Annotated in this window: 21 protein-coding genes and 2 tRNA genes; 9 read left to right on the top strand and 14 right to left on the bottom strand. The window is 64.0% G+C overall.

Annotated features, from left to right (window positions below):
* The coding region (locus ACP69S_RS08720) for an IS3 family transposase (protein ID WP_425996311.1) at window positions 1-219 on the top strand (219 nt) is incomplete at its 5' end.
* A 231-nt stretch (window positions 220-450) separates the two neighbouring features.
* Here ACP69S_RS08720 and ACP69S_RS08725 read toward each other — a convergent pair.
* Complete coding sequence (locus ACP69S_RS08725) at window positions 451-852, bottom strand: hypothetical protein (RefSeq protein ID WP_425996313.1); 402 nt, start codon at window positions 850-852, stop codon at window positions 451-453.
* A gap of 530 nt (window positions 853-1382) precedes the next feature.
* On the opposite strand from ACP69S_RS08725, the gene ACP69S_RS08730 reads away from it, so the two are divergent.
* Window positions 1383-1991: a hypothetical protein gene (locus ACP69S_RS08730; protein ID WP_425996315.1), complete on the top strand. Its 609-nt coding sequence runs from the start codon at window positions 1383-1385 to the stop codon at window positions 1989-1991.
* A gap of 599 nt (window positions 1992-2590) precedes the next feature.
* On the opposite strand, the gene ACP69S_RS08735 is transcribed toward ACP69S_RS08730, so the two are convergent.
* The 6 genes from ACP69S_RS08735 to ACP69S_RS08760 all read right to left on the bottom strand — a co-directional run bounded on the left by ACP69S_RS08735 (window position 2591) and on the right by ACP69S_RS08760 (window position 6591).
* Window positions 2591-3019 carry a hypothetical protein gene (locus ACP69S_RS08735; protein ID WP_425996317.1) on the bottom strand — a complete coding sequence of 143 codons (429 nt, stop codon included), beginning with the start codon at window positions 3017-3019 and terminating at the stop codon, window positions 2591-2593.
* 69 nt (window positions 3020-3088) lie between these two features.
* Entirely contained in the window at window positions 3089-3841 is a 753-nt protein-coding gene (locus tag ACP69S_RS08740; protein WP_425996319.1) for a phage/plasmid replication domain-containing protein, read from the bottom strand.
* Window positions 3786-3959, bottom strand: coding sequence for a hypothetical protein (locus ACP69S_RS08745; RefSeq protein WP_425996608.1), 174 nt, complete (start codon window positions 3957-3959; stop codon window positions 3786-3788). Before ACP69S_RS08745 ends, ACP69S_RS08740 begins: the two co-directional genes overlap by 56 nt.
* 134 nt (window positions 3960-4093) lie before the next feature.
* Window positions 4094-4170, bottom strand: a tRNA-Arg gene (locus tag ACP69S_RS08750).
* Window positions 4171-4226: 56 nt separating this feature from the next.
* Window positions 4227-5540, bottom strand: a complete 1314-nt coding sequence (locus ACP69S_RS08755; RefSeq protein WP_425996321.1) for an NCS2 family permease — start codon at window positions 5538-5540, stop codon at window positions 4227-4229.
* An 88-nt stretch (window positions 5541-5628) separates the two neighbouring features.
* Window positions 5629-6591, bottom strand: a complete 963-nt coding sequence (locus tag ACP69S_RS08760) for an ABC transporter ATP-binding protein (protein ID WP_425996324.1) — start codon at window positions 6589-6591, stop codon at window positions 5629-5631.
* Between the two features lie 257 nt (window positions 6592-6848).
* Between ACP69S_RS08760 and ACP69S_RS08765 the strand changes: the two genes are divergently transcribed.
* Both ACP69S_RS08765 and ACP69S_RS08770 read left to right on the top strand, forming a co-directional pair.
* A complete protein-coding gene (locus tag ACP69S_RS08765) occupies window positions 6849-7088 on the top strand; it encodes a zinc-finger domain-containing protein (RefSeq protein ID WP_425996589.1) in 240 nt (79 codons plus the stop codon).
* A gap of 118 nt (window positions 7089-7206) precedes the next feature.
* The gene (locus tag ACP69S_RS08770; protein WP_425996326.1) at window positions 7207-7638 is read left to right on the top strand and encodes an acyl-CoA thioesterase; all 432 of its coding nucleotides are present in this window, start codon (window positions 7207-7209) and stop codon (window positions 7636-7638) included.
* 1071 nt (window positions 7639-8709) lie between these two features.
* Here the strand turns inward: ACP69S_RS08770 and ACP69S_RS08775 are convergent.
* Window positions 8710-9336, bottom strand: a complete 627-nt coding sequence (locus ACP69S_RS08775; RefSeq protein ID WP_425996327.1) for a hypothetical protein — start codon at window positions 9334-9336, stop codon at window positions 8710-8712.
* 378 nt (window positions 9337-9714) lie between these two features.
* Here ACP69S_RS08775 and polA point away from each other — a divergent pair, with 378 nt between their 5' ends.
* Both polA and ACP69S_RS08785 read left to right on the top strand, forming a co-directional pair.
* Window positions 9715-12654 carry a DNA polymerase I gene (polA, locus tag ACP69S_RS08780; RefSeq protein WP_425996329.1) on the top strand — a complete coding sequence of 980 codons (2940 nt, stop codon included), beginning with the start codon at window positions 9715-9717 and terminating at the stop codon, window positions 12652-12654.
* A 287-nt stretch (window positions 12655-12941) separates the two neighbouring features.
* Window positions 12942-14849 (top strand): methyl-accepting chemotaxis protein, encoded by a 1908-nt coding sequence (locus ACP69S_RS08785; RefSeq protein ID WP_425996331.1) that lies wholly within the window; start codon window positions 12942-12944, stop codon window positions 14847-14849.
* 190 nt (window positions 14850-15039) lie between these two features.
* On the opposite strand, the gene ACP69S_RS08790 is transcribed toward ACP69S_RS08785, so the two are convergent.
* The 5 genes from ACP69S_RS08790 to ACP69S_RS08810 all read right to left on the bottom strand — a co-directional run bounded on the left by ACP69S_RS08790 (window position 15040) and on the right by ACP69S_RS08810 (window position 16443).
* Complete coding sequence (locus ACP69S_RS08790) at window positions 15040-15309, bottom strand: carbohydrate porin (protein ID WP_425996591.1); 270 nt, start codon at window positions 15307-15309, stop codon at window positions 15040-15042.
* Entirely contained in the window at window positions 15303-15623 is a 321-nt protein-coding gene (locus ACP69S_RS08795; RefSeq protein WP_425996333.1) for a hypothetical protein, read from the bottom strand. Before ACP69S_RS08795 ends, ACP69S_RS08790 begins: the two co-directional genes overlap by 7 nt.
* Entirely contained in the window at window positions 15560-16051 is a 492-nt protein-coding gene (locus ACP69S_RS08800) for a carbohydrate porin (protein ID WP_425996592.1), read from the bottom strand. The genes ACP69S_RS08795 and ACP69S_RS08800 overlap by 64 nt, the downstream gene beginning before the upstream one ends.
* A complete protein-coding gene (locus ACP69S_RS08805; RefSeq protein WP_425996336.1) occupies window positions 16032-16193 on the bottom strand; it encodes a hypothetical protein in 162 nt (53 codons plus the stop codon). The genes ACP69S_RS08800 and ACP69S_RS08805 overlap by 20 nt, the downstream gene beginning before the upstream one ends.
* 174 nt (window positions 16194-16367) lie before the next feature.
* Window positions 16368-16443: transfer RNA gene (locus ACP69S_RS08810), tRNA-Ala, on the bottom strand.
* A gap of 112 nt (window positions 16444-16555) precedes the next feature.
* On the opposite strand from ACP69S_RS08810, the gene ACP69S_RS08815 reads away from it, so the two are divergent.
* The 3 genes from ACP69S_RS08815 to ACP69S_RS08825 all read left to right on the top strand — a co-directional run bounded on the left by ACP69S_RS08815 (window position 16556) and on the right by ACP69S_RS08825 (window position 19139).
* Complete coding sequence (locus ACP69S_RS08815) at window positions 16556-16870, top strand: YggT family protein (protein WP_425996338.1); 315 nt, start codon at window positions 16556-16558, stop codon at window positions 16868-16870.
* A gap of 3 nt (window positions 16871-16873) precedes the next feature.
* Entirely contained in the window at window positions 16874-17158 is a 285-nt protein-coding gene (locus ACP69S_RS08820; RefSeq protein WP_425996340.1) for a DUF167 family protein, read from the top strand.
* 244 nt (window positions 17159-17402) lie between these two features.
* Window positions 17403-19139, top strand: coding sequence for an ATP-binding protein (locus ACP69S_RS08825; RefSeq protein ID WP_425996594.1), 1737 nt, complete (start codon window positions 17403-17405; stop codon window positions 19137-19139).
* Here ACP69S_RS08825 and ACP69S_RS08830 read toward each other — a convergent pair.
* Entirely contained in the window at window positions 19103-19558 is a 456-nt protein-coding gene (locus tag ACP69S_RS08830) for a very short patch repair endonuclease (RefSeq protein WP_425996342.1), read from the bottom strand. The genes ACP69S_RS08825 and ACP69S_RS08830 overlap by 37 nt on opposite strands.
* Window positions 19559-19575: the final 17 nt, after the last annotated feature.

A 19575-nucleotide genomic window follows, 5' to 3' on the forward strand; every position in this document is an offset into this window, starting at 1 on the left:
CGGACCATCAAGGAAGCAACGGTCAAGCGGTTCCACTACGAGACCCACGATCATCTCCGCCGCCACCTCGGCGACTTCATCGACGCCTACAATTTCGCGCGCCGTCTGAAGACCCTCAACGGCCTGACCCCATACGAATACATCTGCAAAATCTGGACAAAAGAGCCCGACAGATTCAACGTCGATCCAACCCATCAAAGTCCGGGACCAAACATCTAGCGCCGTCTGCGTCCGGAGAGCCGACATAGTAGCCTGTGCTCGATCGACGGCCTCTTCGGCATCGCGCAAGGCCGCCTTCCAATAGATACAAGATGAGTCATTTTGATTCCTCTTTCAAAATGGAAGGATGATCCGACATATGCTTCCGATAACGAAGAACATGACGGGCGAGGTGAGCCCAGTGAAGAAGAACCGCCCGACAAGCTGCGGATCGATCTCCGTCATCGTGCATCACTCTTCGATCGCCAGCAACGACAGCCGAAGGTCGGGCATGTCCCGAGGGCCATTGGCGGTCTGGACGGTGCGGCGAAATTGTTTGCTGACGAGCTTGCATCGAATGTTCACGACCGAGCCGCGCTCGCCCAGGATCTTACTGCTCGTCACCTGGAAGGTGGTTGGGTACGGCGACCCGTCCGCCGCCGGAACGACCACATCCGAGTAAACGCGGGGTGGCCAGCGCGGATCACGCGACGGCGCTTCACGCGTATATGCAATCTGACCGACTAAAGTAACTTCCACATTAGAGACTTGTGCAACTTCGATTCCTTTCCGTTGTTTTCCATAATTTTGATTATAATGAATTATGATTTGGATTCGCAAATATATAGTTACAAAACTGAGATAGAATGACAATGCGTGCCTCCAAAGTACTTTCGGTCGAAATTGATCAGTTTCGATCCCAATGGAGCGTTTCCGCTCCAAAACCGTTGGTTTTGGTTTGAGAGACAAACGCCCAAGGGGTGGCATCTTCCCCACCGGAATCTGCTATGTTGGCTGCGGCGAAGATCACGACGAAGCTGCCGAGCCAGCCGCGAGAGCCCGCCCAACCAAGGCGGGCGCGCTTCACCACTTGCATAACCAGAAGCGCTAGGCTTGTATGCTCAAGCGCTACTATAGGTGGTGGGATGAGAGAGATTGCGAAGGTCGTTGGCCTTGTGGCGGCCCTGTTGGCATCCCCTGCGGCCTCGGCCGACCCTCCGGCGGCGGATTTGGTCGCTTTTGACATACGTGGCATTCGGCTAGGCCAGAGTCCGGAAGAGGTTCGGGCCGCGCTCCACGCGGCCGGCTACAAGTCGGACGTATATGAGCACTCATATCCGGCGTTGCCTGACAGGCGTTTCACACGGCGAGTCAGCGCGTTTTTAGGCACTCCCGAGACGTACTTGGATGATCACGATTTCATCGAAGTCTATTTTTCCGGTCCGCCTGGCCCTCCCCGCGCCATGTCCGTTTGGAGAGAGATCGCGTACGGCAAGGCGGAAGAACGCCCCACGGGGGTGCGGTTTTTGCTCGACCTGACGAACAAGGTGGGCCGCGGCTTTGTCTGGCCGAGTAGCGAAACGACCGTAGGAGCGTACCATTCCGACGCAGATCGCGGTGGAAAGAGACCCTCGAAAACAGTCATCAAGTGCGAGGAACTCCCAGTGCCAATGAATCGAGAAATGGGAAGCCATCTTAAATTCAAAGAGATACCGCTAGGTGCGTCGTGGCGCGTCGATCCGCTGCTTAACGTATACGGTGCCGAGGGCCTACCCATCAGCCAGGCATGCGGGCGCGACCTACGAGTTAGAAAAAGTCTCGATCGTCCTATGACGCTGTCGGGTGCCGAGCCAGGCGTGGTGACGGCGCGGATGCTCCTGGTCGATCCTGTGGCGGTCATTTCGTCGGCTCGGAGAGAAGCGGCGTGGAAAGCGGCGTGGATCGAGCCGCTTGAGCAAGCCCGGATTGAGGAGGACAGGCGCCGCAGGATGACGATAGTCCCGAAGCTCTGAAGTACCGCAATCCCTTCCATGCGAGGGCGCTAAGGCGGTAAGGGCATGAGAGCGTTCAAAATCTCTGGCTTTGTAGACCTAACAATCACCTTTAAAAAGAATCTGAATGACGAATGAGTTTCTTGTACCTTCCCATTGATATGATAACGATATCGGATCGCGGGGTAGCTCATTACGATCAAGTCTCTTTGACTAGCTATTGCTAGAAAGAGATCTGCGTTCCTGCAGAATTCTCTGTATCTGACGCGAACGATAAATTTATACAACACGATCGATCTTCCAACGACGGTATCGATCACGGCCAGCGCGCCAGATGAATGCGACCGCGAGCACTTCCAGCGCCGCGCTGCCCGACATCCTTCATCCCGGTCAGCGCCAGGTCTAGCTCCCCGAGGGCGAACGACAGAGACGAACATGCGAAAGAGATCGCGAACATGATGAGGAGATTGCGGGTTATCTTCCCCATCATGCGACCAGAAGTTCTTGCCAGCTGCGCGCTGGCTTCCAACCGCTAATAGCGATTGAATCTTCGAAGTGAACACCCTCACCGGCCTTTCGGGCGCGGATATATACGCCTGTGGCCTTGAGAATGTTGTTGACTATACGCCTAGCAGTTCGCGGATGCCGGCCCACACATCAACGCCAGCTTCCCACATTGCCAGTACTTCTCGATCACGTTGTCGTTCAAGAACACCCATCGTTCCCGCTCCATCTTCATAATCGACGACATCCTCGAGACTATATACTATTCTCTGTTCAGCGTAAATATCGCGAAAATCTACGAATAATGAATTGGCGATCATATTGGGTAGATCAGAAAAGCGCAGATAGCCGAGATCGTTGGCTAGCCGCTCAAGTCTCTCAACAACTTTCGACACGAAACAATCATGACCTATTCGATGCCGTCGATATCTCGGCGTTGAGCCAGGCGGTAACGCAGGCCAATGTATGAGGCTGAAGTCCTTTGCACGCTGCTCGACAATACGAGCACCTGTCCAGAACGTAATTTCGCGCTCCTCCAGCGTCATCATCTCGCTCCGATGCCGATACTCAAAGCGGACCAGACCTTCAGCTTCGTCGTGCAGCGCCGGAACTGCCTAAAGCCGGGGGCAGTGGCCCACAACGACCATCTCGTTTTGCTTACAGTATAGCACCGCGCCCCATCTCCGGCCCGGGCCACACGACAACGAGGTCTCACCATCACGATTCCACCGCCTGACCGTCCGGTTGCAGTAGATGCCGCCGCGCGCTTGATCGACGTGTCGTAGGAGCGCTATCGCCTCCTCTTGCCCCAGTGTCGGAACGTGAGTGGTGAGATCAAGTCTCTGCAAAACGGCTTTCGACAAGGCGTCGTGTAGGAGCCGTTCAAATTGCTCCGCAGGGACCCGAGCCTCTAGCCGGCACCACAATTCGCGGAGGAACGGCTCCAACCCAGCCCACACACCCCCGAGCAATCCCTCCCATTGCGGAAGGTACAGATTTTGGCCGGTCGCTGCTTTGGCCGGAGAACCCTCCAGAATGACCCACTGACCATCCTCGGCCCTTTTGGGTTTTATCGCCCAGCCTCCACGCCAGCTTTCAAGCCGTAGACGGGAGAACCGACCAACAACCCTGTCGCTGACCTCCCCATCCGCGCTGACGCCGACGAACATTGCGCCAAGCGGCATCGGAAGCTCGTGCCACGGAATGCGCAGTCGGACGGTGTCGAAACCGCCCGACTCGCTCAAATCCAGCTGCGATGGACAGGATTGGCCAACATGGGGGGTGCTACAGACCCCCCTTCCAACGCCGCCGTCATGCGGACCGCCCAAGCAGGCCGGCGACTGCCGCGCCCGCCGCGACGGGAACACCTCTGAGCGAGAGTTCGGCCTCGATCTCGCAAGCGACCAGGAGCATCGCGTCCACCTGGGCCAGCTTGCCCATGAGCCGCAAGGCGCGACCGGATGCGAACAGGGCGTGAAGGGGCAACAATTCGCCGGTTGGCGCTTTGCGCAACACAGCGCGATGCGCCTCAGAACCCTCAGGGAACAGGTTGCGCGGACATTCTGCGGACAGCGAGAACGGACTAGGTCCGTCAGTTTCCACCAAACCCTTATGAGGCTTGGCGCACCCGACAGGATTCGAACCTGTGACCTTCGCCTTCGGAGGGCGACACTCTATCCAGCTGAGCTACGGGTGCATCCGCCTTGCGGGGAATGGCCTCTTAGCCGAAAGGCCGGGCCGGCGCAAACGGGGTTATTCGCCCCCCATATAAATGAGGCGGACGATGAACAGAGCGGCCAGCACGTACAGCAGCCAGTCGCTTGGCCGCGCTTGGCCGCGCACCAGCTTCAGCGCCGCATAGCTGGTGATGCCGAACGCCAGGCCGTTGGCGATCGAGAAGGTCAGCGGGATGATGACCAGGGTCAGGAAGGCCGGGATCGCGACGCCGGGATCGTCCCATTCCACCTCGGCCAGTGAGCCCATCATCATGGCGCCGACCAGGATCAGGGCCGGCGCCGTGGCCGCTACCGGAATGGCCTGGACCAGGGGCGCGAAGAACAGGGTGGCCAGGAACAGCAGACCAACGATCACCGCCGTCAGGCCCGTGCGACCTCCGGCCTGTACGCCCGAGGCGCTCTCGATATAGCTGACGACCGTGCTGGTGCCCGCCAGCGAGCCAGCGATGGTCGCCACCGAGTCGGCGGTCAGGATGCGGTTGAGGCGGGGGATCGTGCCGTCAGGCTCGACCAGGCCGGCCTTCTTGGTGACGGCGACCAGGGTGCCGACATTATCGAACAGGTCGACGAACAGGAAGACGAAGATGATCTCGGCCAGGGCCATCCCCATCGCGCCGTTCAGGTGCAGGGCGCCGGGAATGTCGAGCTGGAAGGCGGTGGCCGACAGCTCGGCGAACGAGTAGCCGCCGGGCGCGACCTTCGACAGGCCCATGAACCAGCCGACGGCGGCGACGATCAGGATGCCGATCAGGATCGCGCCCTTAACGCGCCAGGCCATCAGGGCGCCGATGATCAGCAGGCCGGTCAGGGCCAGTATGGCGGGGGGCTTGGTCAGGTCGCCCAGCGCCACGGTCGTGGCCGGATGGGCGACGATTATCCCGGCCTCCTTCAGGCCGATGAAGGCGATGAACAGGCCGATGCCCGCTGCGATCGCGGAGAACAGCGGCCGGGGAATGGCGCCGACGATCAACTGGCGAATGCCGGCCACGGTGAGGATCAGGAAGGCGACACCAGACAGGAAGACGCAGCCCAGGGCCGTCTGCCACGGCACGCCCATGCCAATCACGACCGTGTAGGTGAAATAGGCGTTCAGCCCCATGCCGGGGGCCAGGGCGATGGGATAGTTGGCGATCAGCCCCATCAGGATGCAGCCGATGCCGGCCGAGATGCAGGTGGCGGCGGCCACGGCGGCGACCGGCATGCCGGCCTGGCCCAGGATCGCCGGATTGACGATGACGATATAGGCCATGGTCAGGAAGGTGGTGAACCCGGCCAGCGCCTCGGTGCGCAGGTTTGTGCCCTGGGCCTGCAGCCCGAACTGCCTTTCCAAGAAAGACTTGGCTAGAAAACTCATCAACTCACCCCCGACTTTACCGGTGGAGTTTGTCCAAAGGCTTCCAGAACGCAAGAGTCGAGCGTCAGTCCTTGGTCGGATCGGCCGCGTTCGGGTCGCCATAGGTCAGGGATACGAACACGTCCTCCAGATCCGGGTCTTCGGTGGCGATGTCCTTGATGTGCAGGCCAGTGGCGCGGACGGCCGCCAGCACCTGTTCCACGCTGGACTGGCCAGTGCGATACGAGACCGCGAACGCGCCGCCGGCCCGGATCTTGGTCTCGAAGCCGGCCAAAACCGGCGCTACCGTCACCGGCTCTTCCGGCGTGACCACGACGTTGCGGCTGTCCATGCGGCGCAGCAGCACCGAAGTCGGTTCGCAGGCCACCACCTCGCCGCGATTGACGATGGCGATCTGGTCGCACAGCTCCTGGGCTTCCTCCAGATAGTGAGTGGTCAGGACGATGGTGACGCCCAGATCATTGAGGCCCTTCACATAGCTCCACAACTGGCGGCGCAGCTCGACATCGACGCCGGCGGTCGGCTCGTCGAGGATCAGCACCGGCGGCTGGTGGACCATGGCCTTGGCCACCATCAGGCGGCGCTTCATGCCGCCCGACAGCTGGCGGACATAGGCGTTGGCCTTGTCGGAAAGACCAAGCGCATTGAGCAGTTCGTCGGTGCGGCGCTCGCTCTTGGGCACGCCGTACATGCCGGCCTGGACGTCCAGCGATTCGCGCGGGGTGAAGAAGACGTCGGTGGCCAGTTCCTGCGGCACCACCCCGATGGCGGCGCGGGCGTCGCGCGGCCGCTGGTCGATGTCGCGATCCCATATCCGCACCGTGCCGCTGGTCTTGCGCGTCAGCCCGGCCAGGATGTTGATGAAGGTCGACTTGCCGGCCCCGTTGGGTCCCAGCAGGCCAAAGATCGAGCCGCGCGGCACCTTCAGGTCGATGCCGTTGAGGGCGCGCTTTTCCGGCGAGGTCTTGGTGGCGGCGTAGGTCTTGAACAGGCCTTCGGCTTCGATGGCGTAGGCGGGAAGGTCCATGGAACGTCCAGACAGGTCCCGGAAGGGACGATAGGCCCCAGGTCGGTCCCGTACGGGACGTTAGGGCAAGGAAGGCGCGCGGCTTGAATTGACGACGGCGCGACAGGTCGCATAGGTATGCCTGCATCGCCGCCACGCCAAGGCCGCGTCCAGACTTCAGGGATTTTTCGAACATGGCGCGCAAGGCCAAGTCCACCTCCGCTCTCGACGCCCTGCCCGGATCGGCGACGACGGAGCCCGCGACGGTTCCGACCGCCATGGACACCCTGGCCCATCCCGGCCCTGCGCCGGAGACCGTCATGGTCCGCTCGCACCGCATCGCCTGCGAGGGCGTCGGCGGCGCCCTGGGCCATCCGCGCGTCTGGCTGGAAATGGGCGCAGCCGGTTTCGTCGACTGCTCCTATTGCGACCGCCGCTTCGTGGCGACCACGGTGGCCGGCCATGACGAGGACGAGCAACTCGCGCTCGGCGTCTACGAAGGCGCCGGCGGCCACTAGAGCATTTTCCGATAAGTGTGAAACGGTTATCGGATCGAAAAATGCTCTAAACTTTTGATTTAGAGCCCTTTTCGCCTGCCCTTGATGAAGCCATCAGGTCGGAAAGGGCTCTAGGATCGTGCAAGGCGCCATTCCTCCCTCGCGCCGCGCCGAAACCCTGGTCGAGGCTTGGGCGGCGGCGCAATGGCCGCGCGAAGCCCCTGTGCTCCGCGCCATCGCCATGCCGTCCGACACCAATCCCGAGGGCGACATCTTCGGCGGCTGGCTGCTGTCGCAGATGGATCTCGCGGCCGCCTCGATCGCCTTCCACCTCGCCGCCGGCCGCTGCGCGACCATCGCCATCGACGGCATGACCTTCATCAGCCCGGTGTTCGTCGGCGACGAGGTCAGCCTGTTCGCCAAGGTCGTCCATACGGGCCGCACCTCCCTGAAGGTCGGGGTCGAGGCCTGGCGCCGCAGTCGCGACGGCGAGCAGGCCAACAAGGTCACCGAGGGCGTGTTCACGTTCGTCGCCATTGATGAACATCGGAAGTCTCGGCCCTTGCCTTAGAAAGATCCTCCCCCTGTCGGGGGAGGTGGCGCGAAGCGCCGGAGGGGGAAGTCTCTTCTGTTCATGGCAGCCCCTCTCCGTCGGCTGCGCCGACACCGCTCCCACGGGGAGAGGATCTTTGGCGGATACAGGCTCGCGATCTCACGCGATCACTCGCTGAGCTAGTCGGGGAGGCGCGAAGCGGCCGGGGCGAACCCGGATGACCGTGATGTGTTTTGTGCGTTTCGGTTCGACCTGTCCGCTTCGCCAAGCTGTTCTTGACCGTGAGGATCGGGGCACACGAGCGTGAGTTTCAGCTCTGATTCCCAATTAACCCCCGGACGGGCGCGCATCTCGTCGATCGGCTATCCGTCTCGACGCCGACGATGTGCGATAGGCGGCTTCTGACCCCCGCCCTCTTCAACCCGCGCTCGCTCGGCCGACAAGCCACTCAGCATCCGGTCCGTCCTTCTGAGACAGCCCGCACACCTCGACCCGCCTTCCAGGGCGTCGCGGCCCCGCTCAGCTTCATCACCCGTCGCCGCATCAGGCCGGTACCAAGCGCCCTCCCCCTGCGACGGGGACAGGGAGAAGTATCCATCAGGTTTCGGAGCGGGGGATACAGAAGGGCGAGAAATCTCCAAGACATTGATTTTACTGACTTCGATTCGCTCTCTGCAGAGGATAGAGCGCGAAATCCTCACTGAAGCCCATGCTACCGCACAAGACCAAAAGCGGTTGTCATCCCGGACGAGCGCGAAGCGCGAAGATCCGGGACCGACGCCTGAACGCCGCGCTTCCGGCGGTCCCGGCTCTCCGCTTCGCTGCGGCCGGGATGACAAAGCTTTGTTAGTTGTCGAAGACACCTTCTCGCCGAAGGGAGCCATCCTTAAATCTCACGGCGAGACGATCGCTGGTCTGGAAAGGTCACTCCGCTAACACCGGTCGGCGACCGGCCGCGCCGCGGCGGCCCAGAGGGCCGTCCTTGACAGACCTTTCCAGACAGCACGCTGCAACCTCCAGGAGATTCAAGGATGAGCGGGACGCGGGGCGTCCACTTGTCGGGCATGAGGCGGCGAGCGCTCCAGCGCTTTAGCCAACCTGGCGGTCGTAGTTGTAAGGATCTGGACCGTCTCGCTCGGCTAGGCTGAGCAGCTGGAAACCGATCTCATTATCAGAATGGGCGAAGCAAAAGCCGGTGATCCAGACACGCCCAGCCAAGTCTCGATATTCCACGAAGCCGTGAAAATATACCGAAGGGCGTCCCATCTTTGTCCGGTGGCCGCTCTGACGGAACCGCTTGAAAGCAGACACGAGGGGCTGTGCGCTTCCCACGTCAATCTGGTCAGAGGTGGCATTGGCACCGACTGCTATGCCGTGAACGACCGCTTGTCCGGCTTCTTTCTGTGGGTCGATGGGCTCCGGCATTACATCGCCGCTCTCAAGCTCAAAGTGGCGCCGGATAAGCAGGGCTGGCACACGACCGAGATTGCGGAACTGGTACTTGGTCACGCCAAAGGCGATGGAGCTTCCGTCGATGACAATGCCGCTCTGCACCACTTCGAGCAGTAGAAAAGGCCGTTCGTAACCTGTCAGCATACGTTCGGCGACGTTAGCGCTGCGTTTGTTTTCTCGCCAAGCGAGCGCCGCAAAAGTCGCTGCCGCGACGGCCGCTAGAGTTGTCAGCAACGATAGGATTAGCGCCCCGATGTCGAGCATGCTCTGCGAACGCGTAGCTTCAACCTGGGCTGCGACCCCGGCCTTCGCGATCCGGTTTGCGTCTACTGTCGCTGCAAGCGTCGCAACATCATGCGCCGCTAGGGGAGACGCTCGCTCTGGTTCTGTTTCCCCGACCTTCGCTAGAGGAGGAACAGGGTTCGGGTTTCCTGCTGGCGCGGCTGCGCCTGTGACGAGAGCAGCACCGCCCAGCGCCATGATCAACTGCGCGAGCGCGAGGAAGTGGCGAAGACGCCGAGGGAGAACGTTGCGGCAGTTCAGCATCCCCGCAAGCTGAACCGATTCCGTGATGGAAGGAGGCTGAGTTGTGCGCCCTCGCCAAGCCTTCCCGCCGCCCGGCCGCCAGCCTATGTTCCGGCCATGACCGACACCGCCGCGCCCGCCGATTCCGCCGATTCCGCTCCCGTCTCCACCCTCACCCAGGGCTCGCTGACTCAAGACGGGCCCGCCATCCGGCTCTTCCTCGTGGATGGCTCGGCCTATCTGTTCCGCGCCTATCACGCCCTGCCGCCCCTGACGCGCAAGAGCGACGGCCTGCCGGTCGGGGCGGTGCAGGGTTTCTGCAACATGCTGTGGAAGCTGCTGCGCGACATGCAGGGCGACGCCCCCACCCATCTGGCGGTGATCTGGGACCACTCGGAAAAGACCTTCCGCAACGATCTCTATGACAAGTACAAGGCCCACCGTCCCCCGGCCCCCGAGGACCTGATCCCGCAGTTTCCGCTGGTGCGCGAGGCGACCCTCGCCTTTGGCGTGCCCGCCATCGAACTACCGGGCTACGAGGCCGACGACCTGATCGCCGCCTATGCCTGCCGGGTGCGCGAGCTGGGCGGCGAGACCGTGATCGTGTCGTCCGACAAGGACCTGATGCAACTGGTCGGCGACGGCGTCTCAATGTTCGACCCGATGAAGGGCCTGCGCATCGACCGCGAGCAGGTGTTCGAGAAGTTCGGCGTCTATCCGGAAAAGGTGGTCGACGTTCAGGCCCTGTGCGGCGACAGCGTCGACAATGTGCCGGGCGCACCGGGCATCGGCATCAAGACCGCCGCCCAGCTGATCAATGAATATGGCGACCTGGACACGCTGCTGGAGCGGGCCGGCGAGATCAAGCAGCCCAAGCGCCGCGAGACCCTGATCGAATATGCCGACCAGATCCGCCTGTCGCGGGCCCTGGTGAAGCTGGACTGCGACACACCGCTGCCGGAACCGATCGACGACCTGACCGTGCGCGAGCCGGACAAGGCGGTCCTGCAGGACTTCCTGGAGCTGATGGAATTCCGCTCCCTGGCCCGCCGCGTGGGCGACGGCAACGCTTCGGCGGCGCCGCGTAGTCTCGACCGTCCTGCTGGGGAAAGAGGAGCGGGTCCTGCGCCCCGCGCGCCGGTCGCCAGCGTCTCCTATGCCAGCGCCGCCGCCCGCGCGGCGGCAGCTACCGTCGCCGAGCCGGCCACCATCGACCACGCGTCCTATGTGCGCATCCAGGATCTGGAGACCTTGCAAGCCTGGATCGCCAGGGCGACGGCCAAGGGGATCGTGGCGTTCGACACCGAGACGGACGCCCTGTCCTCGGCCACCGCCGGTCTGTGCGGCGTGTCGCTGGCGATCAATCCCGGCGAGGCCTGCTATATCCCGGTCGGCCACTGCGAGAAGGACGGCCTGGCCCTGGAGGCGGCCGCCGACCTGGTGCAGATCCCGCTCGACGAGGCGATGGCTGCCCTGAAGCCGCTGCTGGAAGACCCGGCTGTGCTGAAGATCGCGCAGAACGCCAAGTACGACATCGCGGTCCTGGCGCGCCACGGCATCGACGTGTGGCCCATCGAAGACACCATGCTGATCAGCTATGTGCTGGAGGCCGGTCTGCATGGCCACGGCATGGACGAGCTGTCGGAGCTGCATCTGGGCCACAAGCCGATCCCGTTCAAGCAGGTGGCGGGCGCGGGCAAGGCCCAGATCAGCTTCAAGCATGTGGGACTGGCCGAAGCCACGGCCTATGCCGCCGAGGACGCCGACGTCACCCTGCGGCTTTATAATGTCCTCAAGCCCCGCCTGGCGCGCGAGGGCCTGCTGACCGTCTATGAAACGCTCGAACGTCCGTTGCCGCCGGTGCTGGCGGCCATGGAAAACGAGGGCATCCGGGTCGACCCCGACACCCTGCGCCGGCTATCCAACGAGTTCTCGATGCGCATGGCCCAGTTCGAGGCCAAGGCGCAGGCCCTGGTCGGCCGGCCGTTCAACCTGGGCAGCCCCAAGCAGATCGGCGACGTGCTGTTTGGCGAAATGGCCCTGAAGGGCGGCAAGAAGACCGCCACCGGCCAGTGGTCGACCGACAGCGACGTGCTGGAGTCGCTGGCTCTGGAGCACGAGCTGCCGCGGGTGCTGCTGGACTGGCGCCAGCTGTCCAAGCTGAAGGGCACCTATACCGACAACCTGATCGCGGCCATCGCGCCGGGCAGTGGCAACCGCATCCACACCTCTTACGCCCTGGCGGCGACCACGACCGGGCGCCTGTCCTCATCGGATCCGAACCTGCAAAATATCCCGATCCGCACCGAGGAAGGCCGCAAGATCCGCAAGGCCTTCATCGCCGCGCCGGGCAAGGTGCTGATCAGCGCCGACTACAGCCAGATCGAATTGCGCCTGCTGGCCCATATCGGCGATATCCCGCAGTTGAAGAACGCCTTCCAGGAGGGCCTCGACATCCACGCCATGACGGCCTCGGAAATGTTCGGCGTGCCGATCGAGGGCATGCCGTCGGACGTGCGCCGCCGCGCCAAGGCGATCAATTTCGGCATCGTCTACGGCATCTCGGCCTTTGGCCTCGCCAACCAGCTGGGCATCGGTCAGGGCGAGGCGGGGGCCTATATCAAGACCTATTTCGAGCGCTTCCCCGGCATCCAGGCCTATATGGACGAGACAAAGGCCTTCGTCCGCGAACACGGCTATGTGACGACGATCTTCGGCCGAAAGATCAACATTCCCGACATCCACGCCAAGTCGGCGGCTCAGCGGCAGTTTTCCGAACGGGCGGCGATCAATGCTCCGATCCAGGGCGCGGCGGCCGACGTCATGCGCCGGGCGATGATCCGCATGCCGGGCGCTCTGGTCGTGGCCGGGCTGTCGGCCAAGGTCTTGCTGCAGGTGCACGATGAGCTGGTCTTCGAAGCGCCCGAAGCCGAGGCCGAGGCCACCTGCGCCGTTGCTCGCCAGGTGATGGAGGGCGCCGCCGAGCCGGCGGTCGCCATTTCAGTGCCGCTCACGGTGGAGGCCCGGGCTGCGCTCAACTGGGATGAGGCTCACTAGAGCATTTTCCGATAAGTGTGAAACGGTTATCGGATCGAAAAATGCTCTAAACTTCTGATTTAGAGCCCTTTTCGCCCGACCCTGATGAAGCCATCAGGTCGGAAAGGGCTCTAGTTGGAAATGGGCCGGAAAAGGTGCAACCGCGACATTCCGTCACGTCATGGTTAACGCAGCGGAAACCGATTTCACGCCAGAGCTAGGGTTGGCGTACAGCCTTGAGGCGCAGATTTAAATGTCTGTGCTATTTAAGGTTTTGTAGCGCCGCCACTGAACCCTGGAGGGCGGCTGTGTCGTTCGGCGATCTGAAAATTCCCCACAAGCTGGTGGCTGTCTTTGCCGTCATGCTGGCCACGATCATGCTCATGGGTGGGGCGCTGTACGCCAACAAGCTGAGCTTCGAGCATTCCGTGGGGCGCACCGAGCGCGCCTACGAGTCGCTGCGCGCCGCCGATATCGCCGCTTTCCGCCTGACCCGTCAGGAGAACTCGCTGCGCGGCTTCCTGCTGTCGGGCGACAACTACTACGTCAAGCGCCTGGAAGAGGCTCACAAGCCCAAGTTCCTCGCCGCTCTGGAAACGTTGAAGACCCTGGCCAAGGGCGACAAGGACGATCTGGCCCGTATCGCCACCGTCGAGGCCGCCTACGCCAACTTCCGCCAGCAGGCCATCGAGCCGGGCAAGACCCTGGGCGCCGATCCCGCCACCCGCCAACAGGCCGTCGAGCTGGTGCGCAATGAGGGCGTCGCCGACAAGGCCGTCGCGCCGGTCGAAGACTCCATCGACGCCATCGTCAAGAATTTCGAGGGCGTCATAGCCGTCGAGGCCGCCGCCCAGAAGAAGGCGTCCGCCGCCTTAACCCTGACGCTCGCCATCGGCATCCTGATCACTGCGGCCATCGCGGTTGTCGGCGGGCTGATACTGTCGGGCGGCATCGCCACCCCCGTCGCCGCCATGACCGCCGCCATGCGCCGCCTGGCCTCGGGCGATAACACCATCGAAGTGCCGGCCGCCGGCCGCAAGGACGAGATCGGCGAGATGGCCGCCGCCGTCACCCACTTCAAGGAAGCCGCCATCGCCAAGGAGCGGCTGGAAAGCGACTCTGCCGGCCAGCGCTCCCAGACCGAACGCGAGCGCGCCGAGCGCGAGGCCGACAAGGCCGCCGACGCCCAGGCCGACGCCGTCGCCATCGGCGCTCTGGGCGAGGCCCTCGACCGCCTCGCCAACGGCGATCTGACCCACCGGATCGTCGTCGCGTTCGCGCCCAAGGCCGCCCAGCTGAAGACCGACTTCAACGCCGCCGCCGGTCGCCTGCAGGATGCGATGAAGAGCATTTCGGTCACCACCGAGGGCGTCAGCGCCGGCTCCGATGAGATCGCCCGGGCCGCCGACGACCTGTCGCGCCGCACCGAGCAACAGGCCGCCAGCCTGGAAGAGACCGCCGCCGCCCTCGACGAGATCACCGCCACGGTCCGCAAGACCGCCTCGGGCGCCAAGGAGGCCTCGCAAGTGGTCGCCAACGCCCGCACCGACGCCCAGCGCTCGGGCGAGATCGTCAGCCAGGCCGTCGCCGCCATGACCGAGATCGAGGGCTCCTCGCAGAAGGTCGGCAACATCATCGGCGTCATCGACGAGATCGCCTTCCAGACCAACCTGCTGGCCCTGAACGCCGGCGTCGAAGCTGCCCGGGCCGGTGAAGCCGGTCGCGGCTTCGCGGTCGTCGCCCAGGAGGTCCGAGCGCTCGCCCAACGCTCCGCCGACGCCGCCAGGGAGATCAAGGTGCTGATCTCGACGTCGACCCAGCAAGTCGGTTCGGGGGTTAGCCTTGTCGGCCAGACGGGCGAGGCCCTGCGTCGCATCGTCGAGCAGGTCGCCTCGATCGACACCCTGGTCAACGAGATCGCCGCCTCGGCCACCGAGCAGTCCACCGGCCTGCACGAGGTCAATCAGGCCGTGAACCAGATGGACCAGGTCATTCAGCAGAACGCCGCCATGGTCGAGCAGGCCACCGCAGCCACCCACGCCCTGAAGGGCGAGGCTGCCGAACTGGCCAGCCTCGTCGGTCGTTTCAAGGTCTCGGAAGCTGGCCAGGAAGCGCCGCGCGCCGCGCCGCAACAGCGCCCCCGCCTGCAAACCGCCGTCCGTCCGGGCCGCAGCTCGGCCGCCGTGGCGGTCAAGGAAGAGTGGGAAGAGTTCTAGGCGCCAATCGGCGCCGCCAGCGGGCAAAGGCGCTGAGACTGGAAAAGCCCGGCAGCGGCGCGATCTGGGTCACACTTTGGAGCCCTTTCCGACCTGATGGCTTCATCAGGGTCGGGCGAAAAGGGCTCTAAATCAAAAGTTTAAAGCATTTTTCGATCCTATAGCCGTTTCACACTTATCGGAAAATGCTCTAGAACGCGACGCTGACCCGCAGGGCCGCGACGATGGCGTGGCCGATGGCTTCGTCGCCGGCCGGGTTGATCACATATTGCAGGTCGGGCTGCAGGGTGATCGGGCCGAAGGTGTCGGCATAGGTCAGTTCCAGAGCCGATTCCGAACGCCGCAGGGGCGCGCCCGCGTCGATGGCATTGGCGCGGGCCTTGTCGCCGAACCAGGCCTGGTTGGCGCCGGACGACAGGGCGCTATTGGGGCGGCTCTCGAAGACTTGCTGGATCAGTATCCCGGCCTGCCAACCCCCGGAAAAGTCGGTGGTGTCGCCGTCCGAAAGGCCAGGCGCGCGAAGGCGACCGCGCGGCGCGGTCCTTCGGTTCGCACGTCCAGCGGATGTTCGGCCAGCAGATAGACGCCTTGAGCGTCGCTCCTGGCCGGATCGCCGGCCGGATCGAGATCGCGAATGTCGTCCTGCTTCTCCGTGTAGCGCCAGGCGCCGACGGCGAACTTGCCCGAGCCGGTCCAGCCGGCTTCGGCAATCAGCAGGGCGCCGAGGCGTTCAACGCGGCGGCCTGGAGATAGAGATCCTCGCGCGGCGCCCATTTCACGCGCGCCGCCAAGGCGGTGGACGGGAAAATCGACGGGCCATTGGGGCCGGTGGCGGCCAGTTCAGAGCCGATGCCAAAGGCCGGCGCGATCAGCAGGCCGGCGCTGTCATTGGCGTAGAATTCGCTGTTGAGGTTATGGAGGCCGGCCAGCACCGAGGCCTTGTCGCCGGCGAAGCTTTGCTGCACCCAGGCCTCGAACAGGCGGGCGCGCTGACGCGAGACTTCGATATTGTCAACGCCCTGGGCCGTGCCCGCGTCGTCGCTGGGCATGCCGCCGCTGTTGTTGAGCGCCAGAATATGGACGCTGCCCCCGCGCCAGCCGATGGCCTTGTCCAGATCCAGGTCGAGGCCGATCTCAAGATTGTCCAGCAGCCGTCGTCGCGGGCGCCGTTGGCGGGCGCGATCAGGCCTGGGCCTGACGATCGCCGGCCTCTTCGAAGGAAATGATCGCCACCCGTTCGTCGTCGTCGAACAGTTCGGCTCGCGCGGCGGCGCGGTGGTCGTTCAGCATCCGTCGGCAGCGGGCCTGCGCCTCGCTCAACGACGAACAGGTCAGGGCCTCCATGTGAGGCACCTCCGAGCCGAGCGAATAGATGTAGCAAAAGAAGACCATTCGACCCGACTCGCTTCCCGACTTCAGGAGAGAACAAGCGGGACCATAACCGCTACCGAAAGCGCGAACCGCCGGATAGCCGACATAACGCTGCGGAAGGCACAGGGATGTTCCGGGGGTGTTCCTTGGTGGAGCCGAGGGGAATCGAACCCCTGACCTCCTCATTGCGAACGAGGCGCTCTACCATCTGAGCTACGGCCCCAAGGAAGCGCGGGAATAGGGCGGGGAGGGGCTCGCGTCAAGCTGGGGAATTCGGCTTGGCTTGCCAGCGGAGCCAAGGCGCGGCAGAAGCGGATGACTCGGACGGGAAACCCATGGCCGCCATTATCAACTTCGTCTTTTTCATCGCTTCGGCGCTGCTCAGCCTTCTGTGGTGGGCGATTATCATCTCCGCGGTGATGAGCTGGCTGGTGGCGTTCGACGTCATCAATCTGCGCAATCGCGCCGTCTATCAGATCAGCACCTTCCTGGACCGCGTGACCGGTCCGGTGCTGCGGCCATTCCAGCGGATCATTCCGCCGCTGGGCGGCGTGGATATCAGCGCGATCATCGTGCTGCTGATCATCACCGGCATTCAGCGCTTCATCCTGCCGGCCTTGCAGTTCGCGCTGCTGAACCTGGTGGGCTGATCCATGCTGCTGGCCGTCCGCCTGACGTCACACGGCGGGCGTGACGGGGCGGACGGCTGGGCCAAGTGCGCCGAACGGCGTGCGTATCTGCAGGTGCGCGTGGCCAGCGCCCCGGTCGATGGAGAGGCCAACACAGCCCTGATTGGCTTCATCGCCAAGAGTCTGCGCATCCCCAAATCCGCCGTCCGTCTGGCGGCGCGCGCAACCGCGTGCATAAAACGCCTTGAGGTCGACGGCGTCGAAGAGGCGGACTTGGACCGCGCCTTTGAGGACCGACCGCGCCTTTGAGGGCCGCGCCTTCGGGCCTCGCCCGTGAGCGGCACCTATTGGCGCCAGGCCCGCCAATAGGGTAGATTTTGCCTCAACCGAGTCCGCTCCAGGCTTTGTTCGCTACAAAAATTGCGACCGGCCTACGGAAATGTCGGCGACGCCCACATTGACGGAACGCTGGTGCTTCACATCATCTTAGCGCTTGTCATGGAGACTGCCGGAGACGCGACGTGTGCGTCGACCCAAGGGACTTGAGACGCCGATGGGGGTGAGCGATACGCAAAGGGATGTGGCGCGCGCCGCGGCTTCGCGACGCTCCAATACCTATCTGCGTCTGTTCGCCACCCTGACGATCTCCATCATCCTGCACGCCTTCGTCGACATGAAGTGGGTCTGGATCTGGGCCTCGCTCTATGTGACGGCGCAGTTGTTCGAGCTTTGGGTGACCCGGCCGGTGAGGGCCGATCCCGAGGCCCGGCCCTCGACCTGGCGGCGCTTGGCGCTGACCACGTCGCCCTTCGTCACCTCGGCGATCTTCGGCTTCCTGTCCCTGCCGCTGTTCGCCTCGCACGAGCGGTTCGCCCCGACCCTGGGCGGCATGCTGCTGGCCGGCTCGCTGCTCAATGTCATTGTGGTCAATGGCAGCCTGAGGTCGGCGACCCTGTCGGCCGCCGCGCCGCATGTGATCTATCTGTTGATCGCGCCGTTCGTCGGGCGGATCGCCAACCCTGGCGCGCCCCTGGCCAACGCCCTGTGGTTCGCGGCCCTGCTGCTGATCGCCTCTGTCGCCGTGGCCAGCCGCACCCTGAGCGCCGCGCTGAAGGCCGAGGCGGACGCCAAGGAAGAGGCCGAGCTTCGCCGGCATGAAGCTGAGGAAGCCGTGGCCGCCAAGTCCGCCTTCGTGGCCATGATCAGCCACGAGCTGCGCACCCCGATCAGCGCCATCCTGGCCGGCGCGGCGCGCCTGCACAGCGAGGTCCCCGAGGCCAGCTCCAAGATCCACGCCCAGTTGATCAGCGACGCCGGGGGGCTGATGCGGACCCTGCTTAACGACCTGCTGGACTTCTCGCGGCTGGAGGTCGGCCGCATGGCGGTCGAGAAGGCTCCGTACAATCTGCGCCAGACCCTGGCGGACACCTTGCGACTGTGGCGTCCCGAGGTTTCCAAGAAGGGGCTTCGCCTGCGAATAGAGGGCGCCTCGGCCTTGCCCAGATGGGTGGCCGGCGACGCCCTGCGCCTGCGCCAGGTGCTCAACAACCTCTTGTCCAACGCCATCAAGTTCACCGACCGGGGCGGCATCGCGTTGCGGTTCGAGAGCCGGGACGACGGGGTCGACCGGCGCCTGACCATCACCGTCACCGACACCGGTCCCGGAATTTCCCAGGCCAACCTGCCCCGCCTGTTCACGCCGTTCGAGCAGCTGAGCACCAGCGTGGTTCGCCAGCATGGCGGCTCGGGTCTGGGCCTGGTGATCAGCCGCGAACTGGCCCGCCTGATGGGCGGAGACCTGATCGTCACCAGCGTCGAGGGCCAGGGCGCGACCTTCATCCTGACGCTGACGGTCGAGGCCGCTCAGGCGCCCGAAGCCGGCGAGGAGGGCCCCTCCATCGCCGGCGCGCGGGTGCTGGTAGTCGACGACCACGTGGTCAACCGGCGGGCCATCGAACTGGTGCTGCAGCCCTTCGGCGTCGACGCCACCCTGGCGGAATCCGGCGAGCAGGCCCTGGAGCTGCTGGGCGCCGAAATCTTCGACGCGGTGCTGATGGACGTCTACATGCCCGGCATGGATGGCCGCGAGGCGACCCGGACCTTGCGCGCGGGCGGGGGTCCCAACCGCGATACGCCAGTTGTCGCCGTGACCGCATCGGCCACGCCCAAGGACTGGGAAGCGTGCCTGGCCGCCGGCATGAACGGCCATGTCGCCAAGCCGATCGATCCCATCGAGCTCTACACGGCGCTGACTCAGGTGCTGGTGATCAAGGCCCGCGCGGCGGCCTGATCCAGGGTCTCGGCCAGAACCTGGACCAGCCGGGCCTTCAGCGCTTCGGCGTCCTTCATCTGGCATTCCCAGACAGTTTCGACGCGCCAGCTGGCAGTAGTGAGCGCTGCGACCGAGGCGGTGTCACGAGCCTTGTTGCGCGAGACCTTGGCCAGCCAGTAGTCGCGATTGGCCTGAGGCACGCGTGAACCCCTGGGGCAGTCATGGCCATGCCAGAAGCAGCCATGAACGAAGAAGATGAGCTTGCGACCCGGCATTACCAGGTCGGGCTTGCCGGGAAGATCCTTGCGTTGCAGCCGGTACCGGGCCCCGAGCGCAGTTAGCGCCTCGCGCAACTGCCTCTCGGGTCCGGTGTCCTGGCTCTTGACCCGCGCCATCACGGCCGAACGCTTGGCCTTGTCATAGACGTCGGTGGTCATGCCGGGCTGCCGCCCTT

The organism is Caulobacter sp. DWR1-3-2b1 (assembly GCF_049895765.1).
GTDB lineage: Bacteria > Pseudomonadota > Alphaproteobacteria > Caulobacterales > Caulobacteraceae > Caulobacter.